18 protein-coding genes and 1 pseudogene are annotated in these 24840 nt (G+C 72.0%); 7 read left to right on the top strand and 12 right to left on the bottom strand.

Going from position 1 to position 24840, the window contains the following annotated elements:
* Nucleotides 1–307: 307 nt before the first annotated feature.
* The 3 genes from OV079_RS30300 to OV079_RS30290 form a co-directional block, all read right to left on the bottom strand.
* Complete coding sequence (locus OV079_RS30300; RefSeq protein ID WP_267772478.1) at nucleotides 308–1594, bottom strand: restriction endonuclease subunit S; 1287 nt, start codon at nucleotides 1592–1594, stop codon at nucleotides 308–310.
* Entirely contained in the window at nucleotides 1587–2996 is a 1410-nt protein-coding gene (locus OV079_RS30295; protein ID WP_267772476.1) for an N-6 DNA methylase, read from the bottom strand. Before OV079_RS30295 ends, OV079_RS30300 begins: the two co-directional genes overlap by 8 nt.
* A 595-nt stretch (nucleotides 2997–3591) precedes the next feature.
* Nucleotides 3592–4002 carry a hypothetical protein gene (locus OV079_RS30290; protein WP_267772474.1) on the bottom strand — a complete coding sequence of 137 codons (411 nt, stop codon included), beginning with the start codon at nucleotides 4000–4002 and terminating at the stop codon, nucleotides 3592–3594.
* A 40-nt stretch (nucleotides 4003–4042) separates the two neighbouring features.
* Between OV079_RS30290 and OV079_RS30285 the strand changes: the two genes are divergently transcribed.
* Nucleotides 4043–4585, top strand: coding sequence for a hypothetical protein (locus tag OV079_RS30285; RefSeq protein ID WP_267772473.1), 543 nt, complete (start codon nucleotides 4043–4045; stop codon nucleotides 4583–4585).
* 236 nt (nucleotides 4586–4821) lie between these two features.
* Here OV079_RS30285 and OV079_RS30280 read toward each other — a convergent pair whose 3' ends face one another.
* The 3 genes and pseudogenes from OV079_RS30280 to OV079_RS58860 all read right to left on the bottom strand — a co-directional run.
* A complete protein-coding gene (locus OV079_RS30280; protein WP_267772467.1) occupies nucleotides 4822–6204 on the bottom strand; it encodes a hypothetical protein in 1383 nt (460 codons plus the stop codon).
* A 286-nt stretch (nucleotides 6205–6490) separates the two neighbouring features.
* Nucleotides 6491–7105, bottom strand: a complete 615-nt coding sequence (locus OV079_RS30275; protein WP_267772466.1) for a cytochrome P450 — start codon at nucleotides 7103–7105, stop codon at nucleotides 6491–6493.
* Between the two features lie 82 nt (nucleotides 7106–7187).
* Nucleotides 7188–7769 (bottom strand): annotated as a pseudogene (locus OV079_RS58860) (cytochrome P450); the annotation flags it as partial.
* Nucleotides 7770–7999: 230 nt separating this feature from the next.
* Between OV079_RS58860 and OV079_RS30265 the strand changes: the two are divergent.
* Nucleotides 8000–8791 (top strand): DUF1295 domain-containing protein, encoded by a 792-nt coding sequence (locus OV079_RS30265; protein WP_267772464.1) that lies wholly within the window; start codon nucleotides 8000–8002, stop codon nucleotides 8789–8791.
* Nucleotides 8792–9119: 328 nt separating this feature from the next.
* On the top strand, nucleotides 9120–10067 hold the full coding sequence (locus tag OV079_RS30260; RefSeq protein WP_267772462.1) for a Kelch repeat-containing protein: 948 nt from the start codon (nucleotides 9120–9122) through the stop codon (nucleotides 10065–10067).
* 71 nt (nucleotides 10068–10138) lie between these two features.
* Here OV079_RS30260 and OV079_RS30255 read toward each other — a convergent pair whose 3' ends face one another.
* Nucleotides 10139–11452: a hypothetical protein gene (locus OV079_RS30255; RefSeq protein WP_267772461.1), complete on the bottom strand. Its 1314-nt coding sequence runs from the start codon at nucleotides 11450–11452 to the stop codon at nucleotides 10139–10141.
* Between the two features lie 258 nt (nucleotides 11453–11710).
* Between OV079_RS30255 and OV079_RS30250 the strand changes: the two genes are divergently transcribed.
* Entirely contained in the window at nucleotides 11711–12340 is a 630-nt protein-coding gene (locus tag OV079_RS30250; protein ID WP_267772459.1) for a hypothetical protein, read from the top strand.
* A 398-nt stretch (nucleotides 12341–12738) separates the two neighbouring features.
* Here OV079_RS30250 and roxB read toward each other — a convergent pair whose 3' ends face one another.
* From roxB to OV079_RS30225, 5 genes are all read right to left on the bottom strand, one after another.
* The gene (roxB, locus tag OV079_RS30245; protein ID WP_267778892.1) at nucleotides 12739–15000 is read right to left on the bottom strand and encodes a rubber dioxygenase RoxB; all 2262 of its coding nucleotides are present in this window, start codon (nucleotides 14998–15000) and stop codon (nucleotides 12739–12741) included.
* Nucleotides 15001–15757: 757 nt separating this feature from the next.
* Nucleotides 15758–16012, bottom strand: coding sequence for a KTSC domain-containing protein (locus OV079_RS30240; RefSeq protein WP_267772458.1), 255 nt, complete (start codon nucleotides 16010–16012; stop codon nucleotides 15758–15760).
* Between the two features lie 323 nt (nucleotides 16013–16335).
* Nucleotides 16336–16710 (bottom strand): hypothetical protein, encoded by a 375-nt coding sequence (locus tag OV079_RS30235; protein WP_267772457.1) that lies wholly within the window; start codon nucleotides 16708–16710, stop codon nucleotides 16336–16338.
* 656 nt (nucleotides 16711–17366) lie between these two features.
* Nucleotides 17367–18566 carry a GTP-binding protein gene (locus tag OV079_RS30230; RefSeq protein WP_267772455.1) on the bottom strand — a complete coding sequence of 400 codons (1200 nt, stop codon included), beginning with the start codon at nucleotides 18564–18566 and terminating at the stop codon, nucleotides 17367–17369.
* A 495-nt stretch (nucleotides 18567–19061) separates the two neighbouring features.
* Complete coding sequence (locus tag OV079_RS30225) at nucleotides 19062–20474, bottom strand: sigma-54-dependent Fis family transcriptional regulator (protein ID WP_267772454.1); 1413 nt, start codon at nucleotides 20472–20474, stop codon at nucleotides 19062–19064.
* 193 nt (nucleotides 20475–20667) lie between these two features.
* On the opposite strand from OV079_RS30225, the gene OV079_RS30220 reads away from it, so the two are divergent.
* From OV079_RS30220 to OV079_RS30210, 3 genes are read left to right on the top strand one after another with little or no spacing between them, the layout of a single operon-like run.
* A complete protein-coding gene (locus OV079_RS30220) occupies nucleotides 20668–21624 on the top strand; it encodes an ADYC domain-containing protein (protein WP_267772453.1) in 957 nt (318 codons plus the stop codon).
* A gap of 56 nt (nucleotides 21625–21680) precedes the next feature.
* The gene (locus OV079_RS30215) at nucleotides 21681–22001 is read left to right on the top strand and encodes a hypothetical protein (protein ID WP_267772452.1); all 321 of its coding nucleotides are present in this window, start codon (nucleotides 21681–21683) and stop codon (nucleotides 21999–22001) included.
* A gap of 20 nt (nucleotides 22002–22021) precedes the next feature.
* Nucleotides 22022–24832, top strand: coding sequence for a protein kinase domain-containing protein (locus OV079_RS30210; protein WP_267772451.1), 2811 nt, complete (start codon nucleotides 22022–22024; stop codon nucleotides 24830–24832).
* The last annotated feature ends 8 nt before the right edge of the window (nucleotides 24833–24840 follow it).

The raw sequence follows: 24840 nt of genomic DNA, 5'->3' as shown, positions 1-24840 counted from the left end.
TACGAACCGAGGTTCGCGCGCGCGACGGGCGGTCGCGCGGGACCGCCGCGCGGACCGCCGACAGTGTCAGATTCTGCCGCGCGGCCGGTGAGGGAATCGCCGCCGGCATCGCTCGCGGCGGTTGTGTCAGATTCTGCGGCGCGAGCCGGCGACCGATTCGCCGCCGAGCGCACGCCATGGACGAATCACCCTGTCGTCAATTGGCGCCGCCGCCATTGCTGCCCTTGGGATACTGCATGTACACGTCCCCGGCCTTGAGGTTGCTACGGACCTTGATTGTCTGCTTGCGATCGTTCATCCACCGAGCTTAGGGGACGGCCCGCGGGCCGCCAACGCGCGGCGGCGCGAGGGTGCCGGACACCAGGCCCGGGAGCAGGTGATCGCGCAGCTCGACCAGCGCGCGCGACTCCTGACGGGCGTGGTCGATGCGCGCCAGCAGCGGGCGCGTCACCTCGATGAAGGCGAGCCGCAGCCGCTCCGGCGGGAGGGCGATCACGTGGTCGAGCACGGCGTCGCGCGGCAGCGACAACACGGTGGTGCCGGCCGCGAACCCGGCCGCGCGCGCGCGGAACTCGGGCTGCTGCAGGGCGAAGTAGACGAACTCGCGCCAGCACTCGCGCCCGGGCAAAAACCGCACCGCGAAGGCGTGGTGGGAGAACAGCATCGGACTTTCGCCCAGGTCCGGGACCCGCAGCGGCGCACCGAGCAGCTCGCGGCGCTGGGTGAGGTCGGTGTTGGCGATCAGCAGATCGCCGGGGACGATCATGTGCCGCGGCTGGTGACGACCGGCGTAGCGCCGCGGGAAATCGTCGACGTCGAGCTCGGGCCGCGCGCCGAAGTCACCGAGGCCGAGCAAGCGCATGCCGCTGTCACCGAGCAGCTCGCCGCGGTACGACAGGCCCTTGTCGAGGTCGAGCAGCTCGCCGAGACGGACCCGCTTCCAGTCGCTCGGCGGGGACACGTCGACGAATTGCGCGCGGAAGCGGGCGCCCGCGATCTCGGCCAGCGTGTCGCACAGCCGGTGGTTGAGCTCGACCTTGTCGTCGAGGGCGCCGAGCGCCTCGACGATCGCCTGCTGCCGGCGCGGCGGCGGCAAGACGATCGGGATCCGCACCAGCCCCGACTTGGTGAGGAGCGGCTGGGCCGATCCGCCGGCGGCCGACCGCAGCTCGCGCTGACGCGACCGCAGATCGTAATAAACATAGCGCGGACAATTGGGCGGGTCGACCACGAGCGCGGCCAGCTGCTGATTGATGGCCGCGTCGACGCCGGCGCAGGCGGTCTTGCCGAGATCGGCGCCGATGCAGGTCAGAAGGACGCTGCCGTTGGGCACTCGCGAGGCGCCGACCAGGCGGGCGCCCAGCTCGGTGAGCGTGCGGGCGGCGCTGTCGATGGTGCGCCGGCCGTCGAGGTCGGTCGGGGTGATGAAGGGGATCGAGCCGCCGAAATGCGCCGGGTCGTCGGCGGGCGGGGTGCCACCGATGATGATTCGCCCGAGCGCGCCGAGCGTGCTGAGCCGCCGCTCGTTCGCGGCCGGGCCCGCGAACGCGGCGGCGCCGGGGAGGAGGCTGAGGGTGGTGCGCCGATCATTCATGGTCGAGCTCCCGGACGAGGTCGCGGAGCTTGCGGTCGAGCTCCGCGGCGGTGACGAGCTGGGCGTCGAGCGTCTCGGCGAGCCGACGCATGCGCTCCGCGTACGGCTCGGCCGGCGTCGGCTCGGCGGCGGCGCCGACGTAGCGCCCCGGCGTCAGCACGAACTCCTGCCGCGCGATCTCGGCGAGGTCGACGGCCCGCGAGAAGCCGGGGACGCTGGCCGCCCGCGTCGTCGCCTCGGCGGACGCCTCGACGTCCGACTCGCTCCGCCAGGCGCGATAGGTGCCGGCGATCGTGGCGATGTCGGCCCGCGACAGCTCGCGCATGGTGCGGGTGATCATGGTGCCGAGGTGACGCGCGTCGACGAAGAGGACCTCGCCCCGGCGGTCGCGGCCGTCGCCGCCGCGCTTGTCGTCGGCGAAGATCCACAGGCACGCGGGGATCGAGGTGGCGTAGAAGAGCTGCGACGGCAAGGCGACCACGCAGTCGAGCTTGTCGGACTCGACGATCGCGCGGCGAATCTCGCCCTCGCCCGAGCGGCGCGAGCTCAGGCTGCCGCACGCGAGCACGACCCCGGCCGAGCCGCCCGGCGCGAGGTGGTGGAGGACGTGCTGGACCCACGCGAAGTTGGCGCAGCGCGACGGCGGCAGGCCGTAGCGCCAGCGCGGATCTCTCGGCTCCGGCTCGCCCCACGCGCTGGCGTTGAACGGCGGGTTGGCGAGGATGTACTCGGCGCGCAGGTTCGGGTGGAGGTCGCGGCGCAAGGTGTCGCCGGGGCCCGGACCGAGGTCGCCCTGCAGGCCGCGCAGCGCGAGGTTCATCTTCGCCAGGCGCCAGGTGGTCGGGTTCGACTCCTGTCCGAAGAGACAGATATCGGCGTGGGCGCTGTGCACGAACATGCCGCCGCTGCCGCAGCACGGGTCGTAGACCCGGCCGGACCGCGGCGCGAGCATGGCGACGAGCAGCTGGACGACGCCGCGCGGGGTGTAGAACTGGCCGCCCTTGCGGCCCTCGGCGCTGGCGAACTCGGCGAGGAAGTACTCGTAGATCCGCCCGAGCAGGTCGCGGTCGCCGGCGATGTCGACGCTGCCGACCAGGCCGACCAGCTCCTTGAGACAGGCGGGGTCGAGGCCCGAGCGCTCGTACCTCGGGGTGAGCACGCCCTGCAGCGCCGGGTCGCTGCGCTCGATCGCCAGCAGCGCGGCGTCGAGGCGCGCGCCCAGGTCAGGGCTGCTGCTCGCGGCCGCGATCGCCGGCCACCCGCTCGAGGCCCAGCGCAAGAACACGAGCCCGAGCACGATGTGCTTGTACGCGGCCGCGTCGAGGTGATGGCGGAGCTTGTTCGCCGCGAGCCAGAGCTGGCGCTCGAGGGTCGTGTCGTCGCGGCGCATTCGCGGCTGCATCCGAACGCGAGGATACGCGAATCCGAACGCGGGAGGAGCGCAATCGCGCATGAGGCAGAACACGCGCGAACGGCCGCGGACGCCGGCGGATGCTGGGGTGAACTTGCCGATGCAACGACCAGAGCGGGTGTTCAGGTCGCGGCCGGACCACGGCCCCCAGCCCCACCCACGCGCGCGTTCGTGGCCGCGCGTCGGCGATCGCGGAGGCACGCTCCGCGAGCAAATCGTGTGACGGGGCATACATGCGCGGCAATCACCGGGGCGCTGACATTGGTCATTCGAGCCGCAAAAAATCGCGGTCATTTCTCGCGGTCCGAAGAGCGTGATCGCCGCCGCGCATCTGTCCTTCGAGACAGGAAGACGTTCACTCGCGTCGGCGCCGCCCCCGCATTTGCGAGCACGGGGGATCGCGGCGTCCCGGCGCGGTGAACCCCGCGGGCGAATGGAGCCGGCGCGAGGGATGCCCGGATGCGAGTCGGCGTCCGCACCGCCGTTTTTGATGGCTTGTTGATGGCGCTTCGTGACGCCGATCGCATGAACGGACCATGGCGAAAAAGATGGTCATCGTGGTGGGGCTATTGTTCGCGGCCTGCGGTCAGGGCGGGAACGCGGATTCGGCGACCGTGAGCGACAGCGGTACGACGATTGGCGCGAGCGGCGGGACAGCCACCGATACGGCGGCGGACCTCCCGACGTCGAGTGCGTCCAATTCGAACGGGCTGACGACGACGGCGGAGGGCACCGATTCGATGACGGGCGACTCCAACGGCGACAGCCTGACGGCGTCGGCCAGCGCGACCGACAGCGGCGCGACGGCGAGCGCGACGGACGGCGCGAGCGCGTCGAACGGCGCTTCGGACAGCGCGAGCGCGCCCGGCAGCGCTTCGGACAGCGCGAGCGCTTCGGACAGCGCGAGCGCGCCCGGCAGCGCATCGGACGGCGCGAGCGCTTCGGACAGCGCGAGCGCTTCGGACAGCGCGAGCGCGTCGGACAGCGCGAGCGACACGGAGGGGGCGGGCGACGATCCGCCGGCCTGTACCCCGCGGGTGTGCGAATACGACGGCAAGGTCCATCAGTGCGGCGATTGCCTCGACAACGACGGCGACGGCGGGGTCGACTGCGGCGATATCGAGTGCTTCGGGCCGTGCGACGACAGCGAGGCGGAGTACGGCTCGCCGCTGGAGGACAAGGACCCCTGCAAGCAAGACTGCTACTTCGACGGCAACGGCGGCCAGGGCGGCGGCGATTGCCAGTGGAACCTCAAGTGCGACCCGCTCGAGCCGGGCGGTCCGAACTGCAAGTACAACCCGACGCTCGACCCCGACGATCCCGACGACATGACCGACAACTACGGCAAATGCGTCGACGGCGACCGGGACAACTGCGCCGGCAGCTGCGTGGCGCCGAACGGGTGCGACTGCTTCGGCTGCTGCACGATCGAGGGCGTCGATCGCTTCATCGGCAGCCCCGGGTGCAAGGCCGACGACGTCGAGGCGTGCAATCCGTGCACCAAGCAGAACGAGCTGTGCGGCAACCCCTGCGAGGACGGCGAGACCTGCTACCCGGACATCGAACCGTCGCAGTGCTGAGTCGAATCGTCGTTCCGGCGGCGGGGTGCGATTTTATGTCCGTAAAGACATGTCGTAGGAGGCATGTGCAAACGGTCGGACGATCGCGGGGCGCCGGTCGCGGGTGACGCGAGGGCGGAGTGCGACATCGCTCGGGCGCGTCGGATACGCGCGCTGCGTGCCGGTCGAGGACCGACACGCTCGCCGTTCGCCGCGCTCGCCGCGGAGGCCAACAGCGGCGCGCGGGCGGTCCACGCTCAGCTGCCGGGGATCCGCAGCGACAGCAGGTGCTCGACGAGCGCGCTCTGCTCGGCCGGGGTGAAGCCGGCGCCGGGGTCGACCCAGAACTCGTGGCCGACGCCGCGCACGTGCAGCTTCCAGCGCGCGGTGTCGGCGTGGTTGGCCGCGATCACGCGGGCGCGCAGCTCGCGATCGACGAGCGCGCGCAGGCTGGCCCGCGGGTCGAGCGGGGTGTCGCGGGCGCGCAGGTTGCCGACGCCGACGACGCTCTCGCCGGGGCCGACGGCCACGCCGCCGTCGTGCAAGTACGGGGCGCTCCACCACAAGCCGACGAGGCCGGGAATTTTATAGCCACTCTGGCCATTGGCGCGCGCCGGGTCGGTGCCGACGCGGGCGTGCGGCAGCACGGTCTGCGTGGTGTAGGCCGGGCCCGCGTGGCAGCGCTCGCAGCCGGCGCGCGTGAACACCTCGCGCCCGCGGGCCGCGGCGGCCGCGTCGACGACGACCTCGGGCGGGCGCAACGCGTCCTGCCAGGCGGCCATGGCGACGATCCGCTCCCACTCCGGCGGCTCGACGTACGGCGCGCTGACGGCGTGCAAGGCGGTGGGCCCGTTGATGTAGAGCGCGAGACCGGACAGCGGCCCCGCGCGCGAGGAGCCGGTCCAGCCGAACGGCGCCTCCTCGTGGACGAAGACGTCGGGGATCCGCGTCGGATTGGCGGCGCCGTCGAGGGTGGCGTCGAAGCTGCCGGGCGGCCAGGCCGCGAGCGTGCGGTCGACGGCGGCCTCGACCTCGGCGGGCTCGGGGCCCGGGGCGGCGGCGGTGTGCAGGCGGAATGCCGCGCTGTTCGGCGCCAGAGCGAGCAAGAGGCCGGCCTGCAGGTCGCTGTTGGCGGCGCCGTGGATCACCTGCCGCGTCTCCGGGTCGACGGTCGAGTGACACAGCGCGCAGGTGATGCCGACGCGGATCTCGTAGCGCGTCATGTGAACCACGACGCCGAGCGGCAAGAACGAGCCGGCGGCGACGTCGAGGCCGGTGCCGAGCTTGCTGCCCTTGGCGTAGGTCTGGCCGGCGATCGTCACGTCCTCGGCGAGCTCGATCTCGAGGTCGGTGGTGCCCGCGCCGCGCAGCTTGAGCAAGGCCCGCGCCGCCGGCCAGGTGCGCAGCGGGCCTTGAAGCACGCCCATCACGTCGCTGAAGAACACCTCGTTGCCGAAGTCCTCGCCGTAGAAGTCGCGCCGGCCGCGGGCGAGGTCGGCGACGTCGACGGCGGCCGAGGCGACCTCGCCGTTCAGCGAGGCGCGGTCGCCCGGGCGCGAGGCGCATGACCACGGGATGAGCCCGACCAACGTGACCGCGGCGGCGAGCGCGATCGCAGCGATGGTGAGGGACGGCGCCAACGCGGCCGACGGACGTGAAATACGCGAACTGCGGCCATGACACCTCCCTTCTCGTCGCCTGTCCCCGGGGACTGGTGACGCACGGTAGAACCATGGGGCAGGCCCCCGGGCGTTCAACCACACCGGGCCAGGCGTAGAAGCCGCCTCGTGCGGGCGCGGAGGATCTCCGCGGTAGATGTACGCGTCGCGACGCGACGCGACGCGATACGCTCGCGGCGGGGCCTCCGCCCGCGCACGGCCTCGCCGCGAGCCCCGCTGCCGCGAGCAGGCCCGCGCTCCGGAGCCCTCAGCGCCGCTGCAGGGTGGCCCGCATGCCGCCCGCGGGGCGCAGCGTGATCGAGAATTGCGGGCGCGGGCGGTCGGCGGGGCGGACGACCGGGCGCCAGCGCCGGGCGAGGGTGGCGAGTACCAGCACGAGCTCGAGCATGGCGAAGTTGTTGCCGATGCACAGGCGCGGGCCGCCGCCGAACGGGAAGTAGGCGAAGCGGGGGATCTTCTTCAACAGGTCGCCGTCCCACCGCTCGGGCTCGAACGCCTCGGGCCGCGGGAAGTACCGCGCGTCGCGGTGGGCGGCCCACTGGAACATCCACAGCTGGGCGCCGCGCGGGACGGCGACGCCGCCGAGCTCGAGGTCCTCCAGCGCCTCGCGGCCGATGCTCCACGCCGGCGGGTACAGGCGCATGCTCTCGTGCGCGACCCAATCGGTGTAACGCAGCGCCGGCACGTCGGCGAGCGTCGGCGGCCGGTCGCCGAGCACGTGGTCGAGCTCGGCGCGCAGCTTGGCCCACGCCTCCGGGTGCTGCGACAGCAGCATCCACGACCACGACAGCGCCAGCGCGGTGGTCTCGTGGCCGGCGACGAACAGGATGAAGGCCTCGTCGCGCAGCTGCTCGTCGGTCATCTGCCCGCCCTCGTCGTCGCGCGCGCAGCAGCATCGACAGCAGGTCGCCCTCGTCGCGGCCGCTGGCGCGCCGGGCGGCGATGATGCCGCGGATGGCGCCGTCGATGCGCGCGCGGGCCTCGTGGAACCGGCGGTTCTTCGGCAGCGGCAGGCCGGCGAGCCACGGCAGGAACGCGTAGGTGTAGTCGGAGAAGCGCTCCATGATGACGTCGAGCGCGCCGCCGATGGTGTCGGCGATGGCCCGGTCGACGCCGGTGGAGAACAGGGTGTCGGCGACGATGTCGAGGGTGAGCCGCATCATCGCCGCGTGGATGTCGAGCACCTGTCCTTCGCGCCAGGTCGAGGCGAGGCGCTCGGCGTGGTCGACCATCACCGTGGTGTAGGAGGCGATCCGCTCGCGGTGGAAGGCGGGCTGGGCCAGCCGCCGCTGGCGGCGCCAGAAGTCGCCGTCGCTGACGAGCAGGCCGTTGCCGGTGACGAGCGAGAGGTCGCGGGTGAAGCGGTCCTTGATGAACAGCTTGCTGCGGCCGACCAGCACCTCGTCGATGAGCTCGGGGTCGGCGACCAGGTAGGGCGAGAACCAGGGCAGGACGACCTGGTGGATCGGCGCCACCGCGGTCTGCCGGGCGATGAACTGCTCGGGCCGGAAGGCCAGCTGCAGCATGTTGCCGGGGCCCTGCAATCGCCGGGGGAGCGGGATGTCGAGCATACGCGCCAGCGACGATAGCGGAGAGATCTCGACGCGTCCACGCGCGGGCCTCGGAAGCCCGACGTCGGGCCGCGCCGAACGCAGGGCCCGGCATGGTCCCAAGGCCATGTGCGGACGACCGTCCGCGCTCCGCCGGCTCGCTGCGCTCGTCGCCAGTCGGGGCGGTTTGGACATAGGATGCCGCCATGGACCCACTCCACGCCGCGTCCCTCGCGTGCCTCGGCGCCGCCACCCTGTGCTGGCTGCTCGGCGCGCTCACCCGCGAGTACTCGTGGGTCGACCGCTTGTGGTCGATCCTCCCGCCCGCGTATGTCGCATGGTTCGCGGCGCACTCGCACGGCGACCCGCGCCTTACCGTGATGACGACCCTCGCGGTGCTGTGGGGTGTGCGCCTGACCTTCAACTTCGCGCGCAAGGGCGGCTACGCGCCGGGCGGCGAGGACTACCGCTGGGTCGAGCTGCGCCGCCGCCTGTCGCCGCCGCTGTTCGCGGCGTTCAACCTGGTGTTCATCGCGTTCTTCCAGAACATCCTGTTGCTGCTCCTGGCGGCGCCCGCCTACGTGGCCGCGTCGCCGGAGGCCGCGCCGTGGGGCTCGCTCGACACGCTGGCGACGATCGTGTTCTTGCTGCTGCTCGCCGGCGAGACGATCGCGGACCAACAGCAGTGGCGGTTCCAGAACGCCAAGCGCGACCGCGGCGAGGCCTACGGGCCCAAGTTCCTGACCCAGGGGCTGTTCCGCTACTCCCGCCACCCGAACTTCTTCTGCGAGGTGTCGATGTGGTGGACGTTCTACGCGTTCTCGGTGGCGTCGGGGGCCGGCCTCGTCAATGTGGCGATCGTCGGCCCTGTCCTGCTGACGCTGCTGTTCCACGGCTCGACGACGTTCACCGAGCAGCTGACGCGCGCGAAGTACCCGACCTACGCCGACTATCAGCGGAGCACGTCGCGGCTCGTCCCGTGGTTCCCGCGTCGCTGAGCGCGCGAGCAAGCGGCCGCCGCGGCAGCCCGAAGCAGGCGCGCCCGGCGAGCGGCCGCGTGCATGCAGGCCTGGCCAGGGGCCGCGCGCGTTTGCGCCGCCGAACGAGCGCGCGAAGTGATAGAGTCCGGCCATGTCGGCCGTCCACGCGTGGGGGGATTGACGGTCTCGTGCCGGCCGAAGCTCCCGCTCGTGGGACACAGAGGTGATCATCGTGGCAACCGCGCTCTCTGTCCTCTTTGTCGGTCGTCTCCTGCTCGCCGCCTCTACTCCCGCCGTGCAGCCCGCCTGGGTGTCACGACCAGGTCCGGGCCCCGACGCAGCAGGCGTGCTCGTTCGCGTCTCGAAGCGAGACGTCCTCGCCCTGGCGGCGAGCGAGACGACGCGAGGCCTCGCGCGACGGGATCCCGAGACCGGCGCATGGGCGCCGCGCGCCTCCCTGCCGCAACCGCGGATCGCCTACGACGCCGTCGTCCTCCGTGGCGGCGACATCCTCGTCGTGGGCGGCGGCGAGACCAGCACCTACGATCGCAGCACGAGCGAGACCTGGCGCTACGATCCGGGCCGCGACACGTGGGATGTCGCCGCTCCGCTGCCGGTCGCCCGCCTCGGGCAAGCCACCGCACGCCTCGCGGACGGCCGCGTCCTCGTCGCGGGCGGCGTGGACGCGACGGGCGCTCCCCTCTCGCGCGTCGACGTCTATGATCCAATCACCGACCACTGGACCCAGGCGGCCGATCTGACGCACGCTCGCAGCGGGGGCGTCGCGTTTCCGCTGGCGCGCGGGGGGGTCATCGTGCACGGCGGCGACGGGAGCGACCCATCCGGTCGAGCATTCATCGTCTCTCGCTTCGAGCGCTGGGATCCACGGCGTGACCGCTGGCGCGCCGGCGACGTCCGGGGCCGGCACGAGCACGTCGCGGTGGCCCTGGCCGGAACCGGCCTCGTGATCGGCGGAAACGGCGACTATCGCGAAGGGTGGGGTATCCGCGAGATCGAACGGTTCGACGCCCTGGCGAATGCGTGGACGACCATGGGCCAGCTCCACGACGAGCGCTCCCTGGGACCTGTGGCCGTCGTGTTGCCCACGCGCCGCAAGATCGTCGTCGTCGGCGGCCTGGCCGAGACGGTCGAGGTGGTCGACCTGCGACGCGGGAGGTCCTCTCCCTCTGTCCCGCTTCCACCAGAGTTCGGCACGGCGGTCGCGGGACTCGCCATCGACGGTCGGGCGTTCGTGGTCAACATCCGCGGCGAGGCGATGTCGCTCGAGCCGTAGGCAGCGAGCCGTGCCCGAGCAGGTGCGGACGGCGAGCGACGGGCGAAGGTGAAGGTCGCCGAGGAAGCGCGTCAGTCGTCGGGGCGGCAGTCGGGGACGCAGCGCCGGGTGCTCGGGTCGCAGGTGCCGAATAGACAGGGGTCGCAGGTTTGGAACATGCAGGCGTCGTCGTCCGTCGCGACGGGCGAGCAAGGTTCGCCGAGGTCGAGCTCGGGCCGGCAGGTGCCGCTGGTCGGGTCGCAGAAGAGCGTGTCGCCGCAGTCGTCGTCGCTCTCGCAGGCCGAGCCGGTGTCGCGGCGCGCGACGCAGACGCCGTCCTCGCTGCAAAGCATGTCGGCGGGGCAGCGCGTGCCGTCGGCGGTGAATTCGCAGGCACTGCCCTGGTCGGCGACGGGGCGACAGACGCCGGGCCTGACCACCGCGCGCACCTCGTCGCGGCGGACCATATGGCCGATGTCGGAGACGGTGGAGCGATCGGCGAGCCAGAGGCCGTCGCAACGCAGGCCGTCGGCACACGCATCGACCGAAGGACACGCGGCTCCCGCCGGCAGCCGCACGCGGCATACGGGCACGGCAAGACCGAAGTCACAGAAGTACTCGACGGCGCAGTCGTCGTGGTCGAGCACGGTTCTCCGGCACGATTGACCGAGGCCGCGCGGAGGCTGGCACGTGCCGGGTCGTGCAAGCCGCGGTTCGTGCGGGCCGCCGTCGGGCGGGTATTGACATAGGAGGCCAGGTCGACAGCCCTCCCCGGTGCCCCCGATGCCGCTGCAAGCCGCGCCGAGGTCGCCGCGCGGGCGACAGGTCTCGCCGCCGCAGAAGAGGTGCTCGCTGCACGGTGTGTCCCGATCGCAGCGCCCGCCGACCTCGGACGTGTGCGCCCGGCAGACCCCCGGGCAGCCGATCGTGCCGGTGCAGGTGCCCTCGATGCACTCATCCTTGTGCTCGCACGCGCCGCCGGGCGGCACCGCGGGGTACAAGCCGGCGTCGCTCAGACAGCCGTCCGGGATCACCTCGTACGCGACGTGGCATGGCGCCTCGGCGAGGAATTTCAGGCAGTCGGCGGCGAGCGCCGGATCGAAGCGATAGCGGCCCGCCTTCAGGGCGCGCTCGGTGCCGTGGAGGACGCTCTTGCGCCGGGTCACGCGCAGACATCGCTCCCGCTCGGAGGCCCCGATCTCGCCGCAACGGATCGCGCGATCGCAGCGCAGCGGAGCCTCCCACGCGGCGGACTCGGCGGCGTCGCGCGGGCGCGGGTGGGTCGTCACGGGCGGCACCACCCGTGCGGCCGCGAGAGCGCCGGCCGGCGCCGCCGCCGAGACCGGACCGGTGGTGTCCGGGGTGCAGGCGAAAGTGGCGAGCAGCGCGAGCAGGCCGTGGCGCATCGACAAGAACCGTACCTTCGTTCGCAGCGTCCCACGGACGCCCGACCGCGAGGTTCCCGGCCCCGAGATCTTTCTCGGGATTTTTAGGAAACGAGCCGGTCCTTGCACGCGCGCCTGCGCGCCTTCTCGTCGCCCACTCGCGGCATTTGGAGATGGCGACGCCCAGCGGGCGCTGGGACCCACCTTCCCGGCTCCAGTGACGATACGCTTCGGCGTGGTCCGCAACCCCGTCACGCTCGCCGTCGGTTTGAGTATGGCTTGCAGCCCCGCAGCTCCGGTCGAGCCGCCAGCGGCCTCGTCGAACTCCGCGCCGCCGTCCGCGAACAACCCCCCGAAAAGCCCGTGGCCGACGAGTTCACGGCGACCGTGCGCGTCGACGCCGAGCCGGGCGACAAGAAGTTCCAGGGGGTGTGGCTCGAACGCGACGACGGCGTGCGCTGGGTCGTCGCGTACCGCCCCGAACCATGGCTCGCGGCCTTCGAAGGCCAGCGCGTGCAGGTGACCGGCGCCGTGTACCAGCCGGAGGGACAGGCGATCCTGGCGCCGCACTTCCGTGTCGAGACGCTCCGGCTCGCTCCCGGAGCGACGACGGACGCTCCATTCGTCGCCGTCCTCGCCGAGCGCCGACTCGCGGGGACGTTCCAGGAGCGCGTCGGTGGACCGGGCACCAAGCTCGAGGGTGAGCGCTACCTCGTGTTCGAGGCCGACGACGGCACTGCCTACCTGCTGGCGAACGCTCCGGCGGGCGGCGATTCCGGACGCGCGGCGACGGTGAAGGCTCGGGTCATCGAAATGTCGCCGTACGTCGCCCGTCGCGGCGGCCCATATTTGTGGGTGCTCGACGTCGAGCCCGGGCGAGCCAGCCCATCACGCGACGGGCGTCCATGAGCGTATCGAGGCGCGCGGCGCGAAGGTCCAGCGCCGCGGTTCATCAGGAGCACCTCCTGCTCTCCAGAGACTCCGCAGCCGTGTCGACGGCGAAGTCGAGATGCTCGCGCCGAAGCCCGACTGGGCGGCACCACCTGCATGGGGGTCGGCGCCAGCCTCAGGACGAGGCAATGACCATCAGAAGCTGCGCTCTGGGGTCGGAGCCAGCCGCTTCGCGCCATTCAGCGACGATCGCGCTCAAGCTGGCCCCAGCGATATTCTTCCCGAGAACCGGCGGGGGATTTGCTTTCCCGTCCGGGCCAATCGTGACAGTCCCGCTTCGAAACAAGTAAAATCCCTGCACCCCGGCGCCGTAGCTCGCCCTCACGGCCCCGATGTACGCGCCCGCGAGGGCGGCCTCAGAGGGTCTTGAGGTACTCGAGGATCGCCAGTCGTTCGTCGTCGGTGAGCACCGACGTGAACTCGTGGCCCTCGTTGCCCTGGCCGTGCATGTGGGTGTTGTAGATCTTCCGCTCCTCCATCTGCTCCTCGGTGAGGATCGGCGGATAGAGGATGTTCCACACGCCGATGAAGTTCGAATAGAGGGTGCTGAGGAGCAGCTGGGCCAGCGGGTCGTTGTCGCTGCCGGGAGAGCAATCGATGTACGGCGTCACGCCCACACCGGCCTCGCAGGCGAGCTCCTGGTAGTACCAGCCGACCTTCTCGGCGTCGTAAGCGGAGAGGCGGGTGTCGTAGCCCATGACGACGTCGCCGGCCTGGTCGGGCCGCGGCGGGGTCGACAGGCGCAGCCAGATGTTCTTGCGCTCCGACGGCTTCAGGATCTCCCAGACGTTGGGCACCGAGCCGTTGTGGAGGTACGGCGCGGTGGCCCACACGCCGTGGAGCGGCGGCGCGAGGTAGCCGAGCTCGCGATCGCCGCGCAGGTCCTCGCGGTTCTGCGGGCCGCAGTCCTGGTCGGTGCCCGCGGTCTCGGGATAGCCGAAGAAGTTCTTGGCGCCGGCGACCTGCACCGCCTCGTTGTTGGTCTCCATGCGCACGGGGTCGGTGCCGATGACGTCCAGCGGGGTGATGTAGCTGGCGACGCCCTCGAGCTCCGGCCGGGCGAGCCAGGCCGGGTCGTTGAAGAACCGCGGCGAGTACGCCCCGTGGCAGCTCGAGCACGAGCCGTTGCCGGCCTTGGGGTTCTTGACCGGGTTGTTGCGCTCGGGCGCCCACAGGTCGAGCGTATGAAAGAAGACCGCGCCGCTGCCCGCCAGGCCCTCGTCGATCGCAAACGGGTACCTCGGCGCCTTGAGCGTGACGATCCAGTCGTTGGCGTCGGGGCCGTGCTGGCGCATCCAGTCCTGACCGGACTCGCTGAGCTGACCGAGGATGCCGCCGAAGAGGCCGAAGAAGGGGGTGTAGAACACCATGTCGACGCGCGGGGCGTCCATCGGGAAGGTGCCGTCGACGAACTTGAGCGCGCGGTGGCCCATGTTCCACCACGACGGCGTGTTCATGCCCGCGGTCGAGCCGGAGGTGAGCACGCCCCACAGCGTCTGGAGGTCGTAGCCCTCCTCGTCCGGGAACAGGAAGGCGAGGTTCACGTCGCTGGCGTTGTTGACCCCGCGGGTGCGGTTCAGGTTGGCGATCGTGGCCGCCGAGGCGAGGTAGCCGAGCGGGAGCATGTCGCGGAGGAAGAGGTTGTGATCGGCGAGCGGGCTGCCGCTGCCGAGCATGAGGCCGAGGCCGGGTCCGTCGTCCGGCGTGCCGATGCTGCCGGAGTGGCAGCCCTGGCAAGTGATGCCGATCTTGCCGGTCCAGGTGCCGTCGGGCTCGCGCAGGTGGGTGAAGAATTGCGGGAGCCGGCCCGAGCCGCCGTCAGTGAGGTTGGGATCCTCGCCGGGCAAGGGATAGGGGTTCGGCGTCGGGCCGAAGGGCGCGCCGTAGCGCTGCGAGACCAGTTCATCGAAATTGTCGGGTCGCGACTGGAAGCCCCAGATCTGCCACAGCTTGTTGTATTGGGTCGCAGGGAAGGTGGCGATGCCGAAGCCGGCCGAGATGTCCTGCGGCTCGGTGCCCGAGAACAGCGCGCCGGCGCCGATCGAGCTCGGGGTGAGCAGGGCGCTGCCTCGCTTGGCGCGCTCGCGCAGCTCGCCGCACTTGGGGGCACCGACCTCCTTCACGAGCTCGGGATCGACGTGGCAATTCTTCCAGAAGGCGTTGAAGGCGACGGCCCGACCGTCGCCGACGCCCGGCTGGACCATGGCGCGCGGGTCCTCGGGCAGCACGGTGTCGTCCGGCTTGCACTGACAGAAGTCCCACAGGGCCCAGCCGCCGTGGCTGCTCCACAGCAGTTCGTCGGGCGCCGGCGGGGTCGGGTCGAAGTAGGGCTCGACGTAATAAGGGCTCGAGGCGTCGCAGCCGACCGGCTCGCCGCCGCTGCTGCTGCTGCTGTCGCTGGTGCCTTCGCTGCTGCTGGGGTCGCCGCTGGTGGGTTCGCCGGTGGTCGGCAGGGCGCCGTCGGTGGTGGGGCCGCCGCCGGTGGTGGGGTCGGTGGCGGGGCTGTCGCCGGTGCCGGTGGTCTCGGCGGGCGGCGTGTCCCCGCAGGCGAGCGCGGGGAGCAGCAGCGCGGCGAGAGCGAGCGAACATCGTGATGCGGTGGGTCGCGGTCGAAGCATCGAGGGCCTCCTCAAAGGTGCGAGTGATGGGTGCGGGCGAACGGAGCGGCGCATCACGTCAGTCCGCGATCGACGCGCCATCGGGCCATCGCTGCACGGTAGAGGGCATCCAAAATTTTTACAACGGATTAAAAAAAATGGACCCGATGTGGTCTTCAGGACCCGATTAACCACGATGGATGCTTCTTTTTAAACATGAGTTAAAAAATGAAAAGACGGGTCCCTGCGAGCCGAGGGAGCCGTCGAGGCCGCTCCACGCCGCTCGGGCGCGGTCGCCCTTGCCGGGGGCGATGCATGCGGAGGCCGGGGCGAAGGAGCCAGTGAGGACCTGGCCCGGAGGACGGCTCGGAGACCGAGGTCGAGCGCGTCGCTTCAGCTCGAGGAGCGGCGAGCGCGGCAGCGCGCGAGCGGCCCGCAGCGAGGACGTCCGAACCTCTTCGGCGAGGCGACACGTCGCTGCGAGCTCACTGGCGCGTGTGCGCAGGACAAGATGGCCCCCTCGTGGGGAGCACCGAGCCAGTGGGAGGGCATGGCGAGAGCGAGCTGGTCGAAGGGACGGACGTCCGAAAGGCCAGATGCGAGCGGATCAGTCCATCGGCCAGGCCATCGCGGCGGCCCGGCTCCCCATCATCAGGGCGGCGGCGCCGAGGATGCGGACGCCGTCGCTGGCGTGGAGCGCGGAGCGGGTGATGGTGCCCTTGTCGTCGAGGATCGGGACGCGGGCTCTGGCATCGCCGGTCTCCGGGATGCGAGCCGGTCAGGTCGGAGACCGTGGGTGCGGTCTCTTGCCGGGGCGCCGCGGGCGAACCCGGCGGCGACCGGGATAGACGTCGCGGATGCAAGCATTGAAGAATTGCCCCTGCGAATCGGCGCGGCATAGCCCGTCGAAGACGGCGGACGGTACTGCGGGATAATCGTAGGGGTCGCCGTTGCCGACGAACCAGATCGTCAAAGTTCGGGTCGACGGCTCGTACTCGGCCCGCCGGATCGCCGTCGAGTCGAAGTACGGCATCGTGCGCCTCCATGACCATGATTGCGCGTGATTTCGCCACCGACAAGCGGACCTGGCATCGCCGCAGAGCCCTGTTTTTTGTTGCTGCGAAGGCCTCTCCTGCGAGCTGCGCCGTGCGGAACGGGCGCAGGACGCTCGTCGTCGGGCCCGGTGAGCAGAGTGGCGAGCACTCAGGAGTCGCACGCCGAGCTGATCGGAGTGAAGCCGGCTCGCCGCGAGCTGCACGGTGCGAGGCCTGCGAATCGGCGATGCCGCGACCGAACGCGAAATTCAGGGCACATGACCGATTGGGCGATGGTCGCGCTGAATAGGATGTCGCGTGGTCAGCAATCCGAGATGTGGAGGCCGGTGAACCAGGCGACGTCCGCGAGGGCAGCACAGGCGAATCGACGGCTCTCCGGCGAATCGAGGTAGCGCCGCACCCGTCGTGAGACCTCGGCCAGCGAGCCCTGGGCGGCGAGGTCGTGGAGCTCGCGCGCGGCGGTCTCGTCCTCGGCGAAGGCGAACGCCGCGAGCCGGCCGGCTCGTGACAGCGCAGGATTGGCGGGCAGGGCGGCGGCGCCGTGGATTGCGGAGCACGTGAAGAGCTCGACGGGAGCGCCCTCCGAGAGCTGCACCGGCCACACGTAGGCCGCGAGGTACGGGAAGAACCCGGCCCAGCGGGCCGTGACGGAGGTGGCTCGCGGGGTCGTGGACAATCGCCGCAGGCGAGGCCGCGGACGGCGAGCTCGAGGGCGAGGGCCTGCCCGATCGCGCCCGCGAGCAGGCGATCGGACCACACTGCGGCGTCGGCGAGGCGCTGGGCCTCCTCGTGCGACGGCGGCGGCGAGCGGGCCGTGTATTCATAAAAGTGATCGTGGGCCGATTCGGTGAGGAGGAGCAGCGGTCGCAGGCGGCCGACGGCGGCCTGCGCGAGCACCTGGACAGCGCCGGAGGCCGGCGCGGGTTCGCAGCTCGCGTCGAACAGGAGCAGGCTCCACTGCTTCACCTCCGGCTCCCAGCGCGCGCAGGTGTGGCGATCGAGCTCGGCGCGCAGGGCTGCCGCGGTCAGCGGCGGTTCATGCGGTCGGCCGGCGCAGGCGGGTGAGAGCAGGGTCGCGGTGAAGAGGAGCCGTGTCGCGCGGGACATGCCGCGCGGTCGGAGGGCGCGAGCCGCCGAGAGCAGGGTGGCGGCGAGGCGTCGTGTCGCGCGTGACATGGAGAGCTGCGAGGACTGCGTCGCGGGCCGGATTATTTCGGGGAACACTCGCTTATTTCTTATAGTCAGTGGCGGGGAGTGACCGCGCTTCTTCTGTCGTCGCGTCGCAGGCCGGAGTGATATGTCCTTTCGGTCATATCAACGAAACAACAAACCTCAGTCGAGGAGCTCGACGATCTCGCCGGTGGCGACCGTCGAGTGGGCGTCGCGGAGGATGAAGCCGGGGGCGCCGGCGAGCACGGTCGGGACGTCGAGCACGAGCTCCGCGGCGACGCGCTCGCCTGGTTCGGCGCGGGAGGCGTCCGGCAGCATGATGGTGCAGGTGATGTCGGCGGTGCGGACGTAGAGGTGCGGCCGGTAGCCGCTGGCGATCGCGGACGGGCCTCGCCAGCTGCTGCGCGGGCGGGCGGAGGTCCGCGGCGGCAGCGACAGGCGAGCGATGACGCGGCGGTGGGTCGTGAGCGCGTCGGGGCTGGTGAGGACCATGCCGGGAGTGACCTCCCACGGCGGGACCTCGCCGAGCTGGCATCCGGCCGACTCGCCGGCGGCGAGCTCGTCGACCACGCGGTCGAACGCGCGGAGCTGTACACATTGGCCGCGGCGGGTCGGGGCGTGGCCGACGAGCTCGAGCATGTCGCCGGTGCGCAGGGTGCCGCGCTCGATGCGGCCGGCCAGCACGGTGCTCGGCACCTGCGCCGCGCCGGCGCGGCGGCCGAACCACCGGCTGTAGGTGCGCACGACCGGCAGCAGCAGCGCGCCCGCGGCATCGTGGATGCGCAAGGGCGCGGCGTCGAGGGCGTCGCGCAGGGCGTACAGCGGCTCGCGCCATTCGTCGCGGTCGGCCTGCGCCGCCGAGCCGCGGATCACGGGGGCCGTGTCGCCGTCGAAGCCGCACGCGTGCAGGAGCTCGCGCGTCTCGAGCTCGACGAGGTCGAGCAGCTCGGGCGAGTCCAGCAGGTCGCACATGTTCAGGAACACGATCACGTGGGTGACGGCGAGGGCCCGCGCGTACTGCAGGTGCTCGCGCGTCTGCTCGCGCGGGCCGGCGGCGGCCGAGACGACCAGGATGACGACGTCGACCTGCGACAGCGCCTTGATGGTGTTCTTGCAGCGGTCGGGGTGGCCGGGGCAGTCCCAGTGGACGATCCGCCGCCGCTCGGTGCAGTACTCGATGCACTTGGCGAGGACGGTGATGCCGGTGAGGCGCTCGCAGTAGTCGAGCAGCTGCTCGTGGGTGCGCGGCTGGCCGGCGGTGATGCGGGTGAGCGCGGCGGTGAGCGCCGTCTTGCCGTCGTGCACGTGGCCGATCACGCCGACCGCGAGGGTCGGCAGGCGCGGCGGTGCGGGCGGGGCCATCGCAATCAGGGTAGCACCGGCGGGGCGCGGGGTGACGTGGTCTTCAGGACATGCGGAGGCGGGGCGCCGGCGCGTCAGAAGACGCAGAGGTGGGCGCCGGCGGGCGCGCGACGCTTCGAGCATGCGGAAGCGGAGCGACGGCGGGGCGTGAGGCGACGTGGGCTTCAGGACATGCGGAGGCGGGGTGCCGGCGGGGCGGGTGGTGACGTGGCCTCAGGGACATGCGGGGCGCGAGTCGATGTTTCAGGACATGCGGTGGCGGGCGGGAAGTGACGTGACCTTCGGGACAGGCGTGGGCGCGAATCGACGCTTCAGGACCTGCGGAGGCGGGGCGTCGGCGGGCCCGGATCGACATGTCCTTCAGGATATGCGTGGGCGCGAGTCGACGCTACAGGTCATGCGGTGCAGGGCGCCGGCGGCCGCGGCTCGATGGGGCCTTCAGGATGTGCGGCAGCATCGGCGTGGCCTTGAGGACATGCTTTCAAAGACATGTCCTTAAAAATATGTCGATTTGCGTTCACTCGCGGCCGGGCAGGGCGATCGTGTAAAATCCGATCCACCGGCTGATCTGCTTGCGGTCGCGCTCGTAGTGCTTGGCGGTCGCGCGGATGCTCCACTCGTGCTCCTCGAGCACGCGCAGGAGCTCCTCGCGCGGGGGGCGGGGGCGATAGGCGCGGGTCTCCCTGGCGGCGGCGGGGGGCGGGGCGACGGCCTCGGCGGGGGCGGGGGCGGAGCGTCGGGGGGCGTCGGGGTGGTCAGCCACGCCGGCAGCTGGCCGGGGCGGATCGGGGCGGTGAGGCTGCGGCAGTCCATCACCAGGCGATGCAGGCCGCGCAGGTTCTCGGGCCAGGCGTGGAGCAGGATCGCCTCGGCGGCGCTGGTCGACAGCGCGGCGGCGAAGGTGCCGTTGACGGAGCCGAACAGGCGGTCGAGCCAGTCGAGCAGGTCGGCCCGGCGCTCGCGCAGGGGCGGCACGCGCAGCTCGGCGAGGGCGAGGCGGGCGTAGAGGTCGCGGCGGAACCGGCTGGCCTCGACCTCGCGGCCGAGGTCGCGGTTGGTGGCGCCGACGACCCGCACGTCGACGCTCTGCGCCCGCGACGAGCCGACCGGGATGATTTCGCCGTACTCGATCGCGCGCAGCAGCTTGGGTTGCAGCTCGAGCGGCAGCTCGCCGATCTCGTCGAGCACGAGGGTGCCGCCCTCGGCGGCGCGGAACAGGCCGCTCGAGCGCTGGCTCGCGCCGGTGAACGCCCCGCGGTCGTGGCCGAACAGCTGGCTCTCGATCAGCGTCGGGCTGAGGGCGGCGCAGTTGGCCACGATCAGCTCGCCGCGGCGCTTGCTGAGGCGGTGGATCTCGGCGGCGATCCGCTCCTTGCCGGTGCCGGTCTCGCCGATCACCAGCGCCGGGCTGCGCTGACCGGCGACCCGCAGCACGGCGCTGCGCAGGGCCGCGATCGCCAGCGAGTCGCCGGGGATGGCGGCGCGGTCGACCTCGGGCGGGTCGACGCGGCCGCGCGGGTCCTGGGCCATCTCATAGATCAGCAGGACGTCGCCTATGCGGATGACGGCGCCGTGAGCGAGGGCTCGCGGCAGTTCGCTTATCGCCTGTCCTTGCAGACAGGTGCCGTTGCGCGACTGCAGGTCGCGCAGCCAGTGGGCGCCGCGGTCGAAGCGGAGCTCGGCGTGGACCCGCGACAGGGTCGGGTGCGCGACCGCGAGGCCGCTGGGGGCCGGCGGCTGGCGGCCAAGCGTGACCGCGGCGGGGCCGAGGTCGACGACGCGCCGGAGCTCGGGCGGGTGGACGATCACGAGCCGGGCGGCGCCCGTGGAACCCCGTTCGGCCGCGACCTCGGCCGTGCGCGAGCGCTCCAGTGTCACATCGTCGTCGGGGCGCTGGCGCGATACCATGGGACATCCCGGTGTCCCCGGGGACATCGCCGATGTTGTCCCATGCGCCCTCGCGGGGTCAACCAGGGCAAATCTGTCCGGCGGCGCGTAAGCTCGGAGATTGACTGAGGAAGTGCGGGTGGAACGGGCGGTGCTCCAAGGACCTCCGAGGCGAACGACGGCGATGGAATTCATGAAAATGCGTATGATTACGATGATTTGTTCGGTCGGGCTGCTGGCCGGGGCGTGCGCGCCCGAGGACGACGAGCTCGCGTTCCGCGACACGACGACCGGATGCACCAACTGCGGGAACGGCTCGAATTCGGCCAAGGCCAACGGCTACCCGATCGACCAGCTCAACCTGTACGGGTGGCCCAACGACGCGGGGATCACCGTGACCGCGATCAAGAGCCCGCTCGGCTCGAGCTACACCCTGCGGACCTCCGGGCAGGAGCTGGGGGCGTGGGATACCACGACCGATACCTTCGTGGCGGTGGGCGAGGACCTGGTCGGCTGGACGATCAAGCTGTACGAGGAGAAGGCGGGCCTGATCGAGATCGAGATCGTCGATTACGGCACGGTCGCGTCGCTGGCGACGGACGGGCCCGACGTGTCCATCTACGAGCTCGCGTACCACAACCCGAAGAATCCCGGCGAGCTGCTCCCGATCTGCCCCGACCCGGAGGAGGACGGCGACGACATGATCATGGCCACCATCGTCCGCGGCGAGCTGTACGACGACGAGACCCATGACATCACGGTGAACGGCGAGTGGATCACGATCGCCTGCGAGCTCAACGCGGTCTACAAGCTCAAGCGGCTCGGCTACGGCCCCAACCAAAACTTCCCCGGAGCGAGCGCCCCCGCGACCCTGGACCAGCGCCAGGCGACGCTCCGCATGATCACCGCGGATTACTGCGGCACCGGCTATTCGTTTACCGAGTTCGGCACCCACGTGGGCTGGGTGAACGACGCGGAGACGGTGCCGTCGGCGTACGGGACGGCGTGGGCGGACGTCGAGGCGCTGTGGGACGAGGACGGGGCGATCTGCCTCAGCAACCCGCGGTTTACGACGCTCGGCGTGGTCCAGAACCAGTGCACCCTGCCGCTGTGCACGACGCAGATGGCGGCGACGGTGCCGCACGAGTGGACCACCTGGAGCGTGCCCTGAGCTGTCCGAAAGAGCAGGAACCGTGGCGAGCGTGACGACGAGGAGGAGATGGGGTCATGAAGATGCGTATGATCGAGAAAGTCGGGTTTGTTCTCGGGGTGACGGCGATGTTCGGGGCTTGCGCGAGCGAGCCGGAGGGCGAGCTCGAGCTCCGCGACGACACCGGATGCCCCAACTGCGGGAACGGCTCGAATTCGGCGCACGCCAACGAGTACCCGCTCGACAAGCTCAGCCTGTCCGGCGAACCCAACGAGGCCGGCATCGCGGCTGGCGACGCTCGCCGAGGTCGCGGTCCGCTGCACCTTGCCGACCTGCACGCCGCAGATGGTGACGACGGAGCAGCACGAGTGGACGAGCTGGCGCCTGCCCCTGGCTGAGTGAAAGGACAGGTCACTGCGTGAACGACGACGAGATCACCCGCGCCGGCGAGCGCCACAACCCGGCGACGCCGTCGCTCGATCGCAGCCCCTCGGGGACCGCCGACACCGAGGCCTCGGGCCGCACGGCCCAGGCCAGCGACGCGGCGCTGCAGCGGGCGGTGCCGACGTCGGGCCGCGTCGGTCGCTACGTGGTGATCGACCGGGTCGGCGCCGGCGGCATGGGAGTGGTGCTGGCGGCCTACGACCCGGAGCTCGACCGGCGGGTCGCGCTCAAGCTGCTGGCCGCCGGGCCCGAGTCGAGCGTCCGACTGCTGCGCGAGGCCCAGGCGCTGGCCCGGCTGTCGCACCCGAACGTGGTGCAGATCCACGACGTCGGGGTGCACGACGGCCAGGTGTTCCTGGCGATGGAGCTGGTCGCGGGCCAGACGCTGCGGGCGTGGCTCGAGGCCGGGCCGCGGCCGTGGCGGACGATCGTGCGGGTGTTCGTCGAGGCGGGGCGCGGATTGGCGGCGGCGCACGCGGCGGGGATCGTGCATCGCGACTTCAAGCCGGACAACGTGTTGATCGGCGCGGACGGGCGGGCCCGGGTCGCCGACTTCGGGCTCGCGCGCCAGCTCGAGGGCGGTGATGCATCTGCAGCGAAGGGCGCGGCCGCGGCGGCGCCGTCGACCGCGTTCGCGGTGCCGTTGACGCAGAGCGGGGTGCTGCTCGGGACGCCGGCGTACATGTCCCCGGAGCAGTTCGACGGCGGCCGCGCCGACGCGCGCAGCGACCTGTTCTCGTTCTGCGTCGCGCTGTACGAGGCGCTCTACGGCCGCCGCCCGTTCCGCGCCGACGACCTGGCGACGCTGCTGGCCAAGATCCGCGCCGGCGCGCTGGCCGAGCCGCCGGCGGCGAGCCCGGTGCCGCGGGCGATCTTCGAGCAGCTGCGGCGCGGCCTCGCGTTCGCGCCCGCGGACCGACCGGCGAGCCTGGAGCGGCTGCTCGCCGACCTGACGCACGACCGCGGCGCGCGACGCCGGCGCTGGCTGCTGGCGGGCGGCCTCGTGGCGCTCGGCGGGGGCGCGGCCGCGGCGGCGCTGACGTGGGCGATGCCGGCCGGCGAGGCGGCCTGCAGCGGCGCGGAGACGGGGCTCGCCGAGCTGTGGAACGACGGAGTGAAGGCCGCGCTGGCGAGCTCGCTGGCCGAGGTCGTCCGCCAGCCGGAGCAGCGCGAGCGGGTGCAGGACGGGCTGCAGCGCTACGCCGACGCGTGGTCGGCCGCGCGGCGCGAGGTCTGCCTCGATCACCGGCGCGGGGCCGACTCGGAGGCCGTCCGCGAGCTCCGCAGCCGTTGCCTCGACCGCCGCCGCAGCGCCTTCGAAGGGGCCGTGCAGCTGGTCCGCGCGACCCGACCCGGCGACGACGTCGTCCGCGTGGTCGCCGGCTTGCCGGCGATCGCCGACTGCGCCCGCGTCGACGCGCTGCTGGCCACGCCCGCGCGCGACCCGGCGCGCGCGAGCGAGGTCGCGGCGGTGGAGCGCCGACTCGACGGCGCGCGCACGCTCGCGGACGCCGGGCGCCTTGGCGAGGCCGACGGCGAGATCGCGGGGGCCCTGGCCGACGCCGAGGCGCTGGGCGAGCGCGGGCTGGTCGGGCAGGCGCGCCTGGCCGCGGCGCGGGTGGCGATGGTCCGCGGGGCCTGGGTCGACGCCGTGAGCGCTCTGCGGCTCGCCCTCGCCGACGCGCTGGCTGCGGGCGACGATCCGACGGCCGCCGAGGTGGTCGCGCGCCTCGTCTACGGGCGGGCGCAGACCGGTCACGAGCGGCCGGCTGAGATCCTCGGCGACGTGCCTGTGGCGCAGGTGCTGGTCGATCGCCAGGGCCCGCACGCGTTCGCCCGCCGCCGCCTGCTGGCCAACCTCGCCACCGTCCACCTGGCGGCCGGCGACGTGGCGGCGGCGCGCAGGACCGTCGTCGAGGCGACGAACGATCTCGAGTCGGTGGTCGACGCCGACCCGTTCGAGGCGGCCAACTTCCTGCGCCTCCTCGCCGTGCTCACCGACGACCCGGCGCGTCGGCGCGACGGGTTCACGCGGTCGGAGGCGATCTTCCGCGAGCTGCTCGGTGAGGACCACCTCGACCTGCTCAACCTCCGGCTGTATCGCGGACGCACCGCGCTCGACCTGGCGGAGGCCGACGAGCAGCTCACCGATGCGTGCGCCGGCTACGACCGGGTCGTCGCTCCCGCGGAGCGGCGCGACCCGTCGTGCGCCGAGTGCGGGCTGTTGCTCGGCGGCATCGCCCGCGAGCGCGACGACCTGACTGCGGCGCTGGCCCGCTACGGCGAGGCCGCGACCTGCGAGGCCGGGGCGCCGCGGGTCGGCGTCGACGCGCGCCGGCAGCTGGCGCGGGCCCACGAGGCGCGGCTGCGCGGCGAGTTCGCGGAGGCGATCGCGGCGGCCGAGCGGGCGGCGGAGATGTGGGCGCCGTACGCGACCGCGGACCGGCCGTGGATCGAGCTGCCGCGCGCCGAGGCCTGGCTGGTGCAGGGCGAGGCGGAGCTCGGGCGCGGCGACAAGGCGGCGGCGCGTGAGCGGTTGAGGCTGGCGCACGAGGTGTTCGCGCGCCAGGCGGAGCGGCAGATCGACGCGCTGCCGCGCTTTCACCGGGCGCGGGCGGCCGAGCTGCTGGCCGAGCTCGAGTGGGAGGACCCCGCCGGCAGGGTCCACGCGCGCGAGCTGGCCGGCGAGGCGCGGGCGTTCCACGCCGGTCGCGGCGAGGCCGGGGCGGCCCGCGTCGCCGCCCTCGACGCCTGGCTCGCCGCTCACCCGCTCGCGGCGCGGTGAGCGGACCG

Source organism: Nannocystis pusilla (genome assembly GCF_026626665.1).
Taxonomy (GTDB): Bacteria; Myxococcota_A; Polyangia; order Nannocystales; family Nannocystaceae; genus Nannocystis; species Nannocystis pusilla.
The sequence above is the reverse complement of the archived record's forward strand: the minus strand, read 5'-3'. Positions and strand labels throughout refer to the sequence as shown.

What these genes read in the sequence shown, in the direction of transcription:
- OV079_RS30300 (WP_267772478.1), bottom strand. Translation starts at nt 1,594, where the DNA reads ATGAATGATCGGCGCACCACCCTCAGCCTCCTCCCCGGCGCCGCCGCG.
- OV079_RS30295 (WP_267772476.1), bottom strand. Translation starts at nt 2,996, where the DNA reads ATGCAGCCGCGAATGCGCCGCGACGACACGACCCTCGAGCGCCAGCTC.
- OV079_RS30275 (WP_267772466.1), bottom strand. Translation starts at nt 7,105, where the DNA reads ATGACCGACGAGCAGCTGCGCGACGAGGCCTTCATCCTGTTCGTCGCC.
- OV079_RS30265 (WP_267772464.1), top strand. Translation starts at nt 8,000, where the DNA reads ATGGACCCACTCCACGCCGCGTCCCTCGCGTGCCTCGGCGCCGCCACC.
- OV079_RS30255 (WP_267772461.1), bottom strand. Translation starts at nt 11,452, where the DNA reads ATGCGCCACGGCCTGCTCGCGCTGCTCGCCACTTTCGCCTGCACCCCG.
- roxB (WP_267778892.1), bottom strand. Translation starts at nt 15,000, where the DNA reads ATGCTTCGACCGCGACCCACCGCATCACGATGTTCGCTCGCTCTCGCC.
- OV079_RS30240 (WP_267772458.1), bottom strand. Translation starts at nt 16,012, where the DNA reads ATGCCGTACTTCGACTCGACGGCGATCCGGCGGGCCGAGTACGAGCCG.
- OV079_RS30230 (WP_267772455.1), bottom strand. Translation starts at nt 18,566, where the DNA reads ATGGCCCCGCCCGCACCGCCGCGCCTGCCGACCCTCGCGGTCGGCGTG.
- OV079_RS30225 (WP_267772454.1), bottom strand. Translation starts at nt 20,474, where the DNA reads ATGGTATCGCGCCAGCGCCCCGACGACGATGTGACACTGGAGCGCTCG.
- OV079_RS30220 (WP_267772453.1), top strand. Translation starts at nt 20,668, where the DNA reads ATGATTTGTTCGGTCGGGCTGCTGGCCGGGGCGTGCGCGCCCGAGGAC.
- OV079_RS30215 (WP_267772452.1), top strand. Translation starts at nt 21,681, where the DNA reads ATGAAGATGCGTATGATCGAGAAAGTCGGGTTTGTTCTCGGGGTGACG.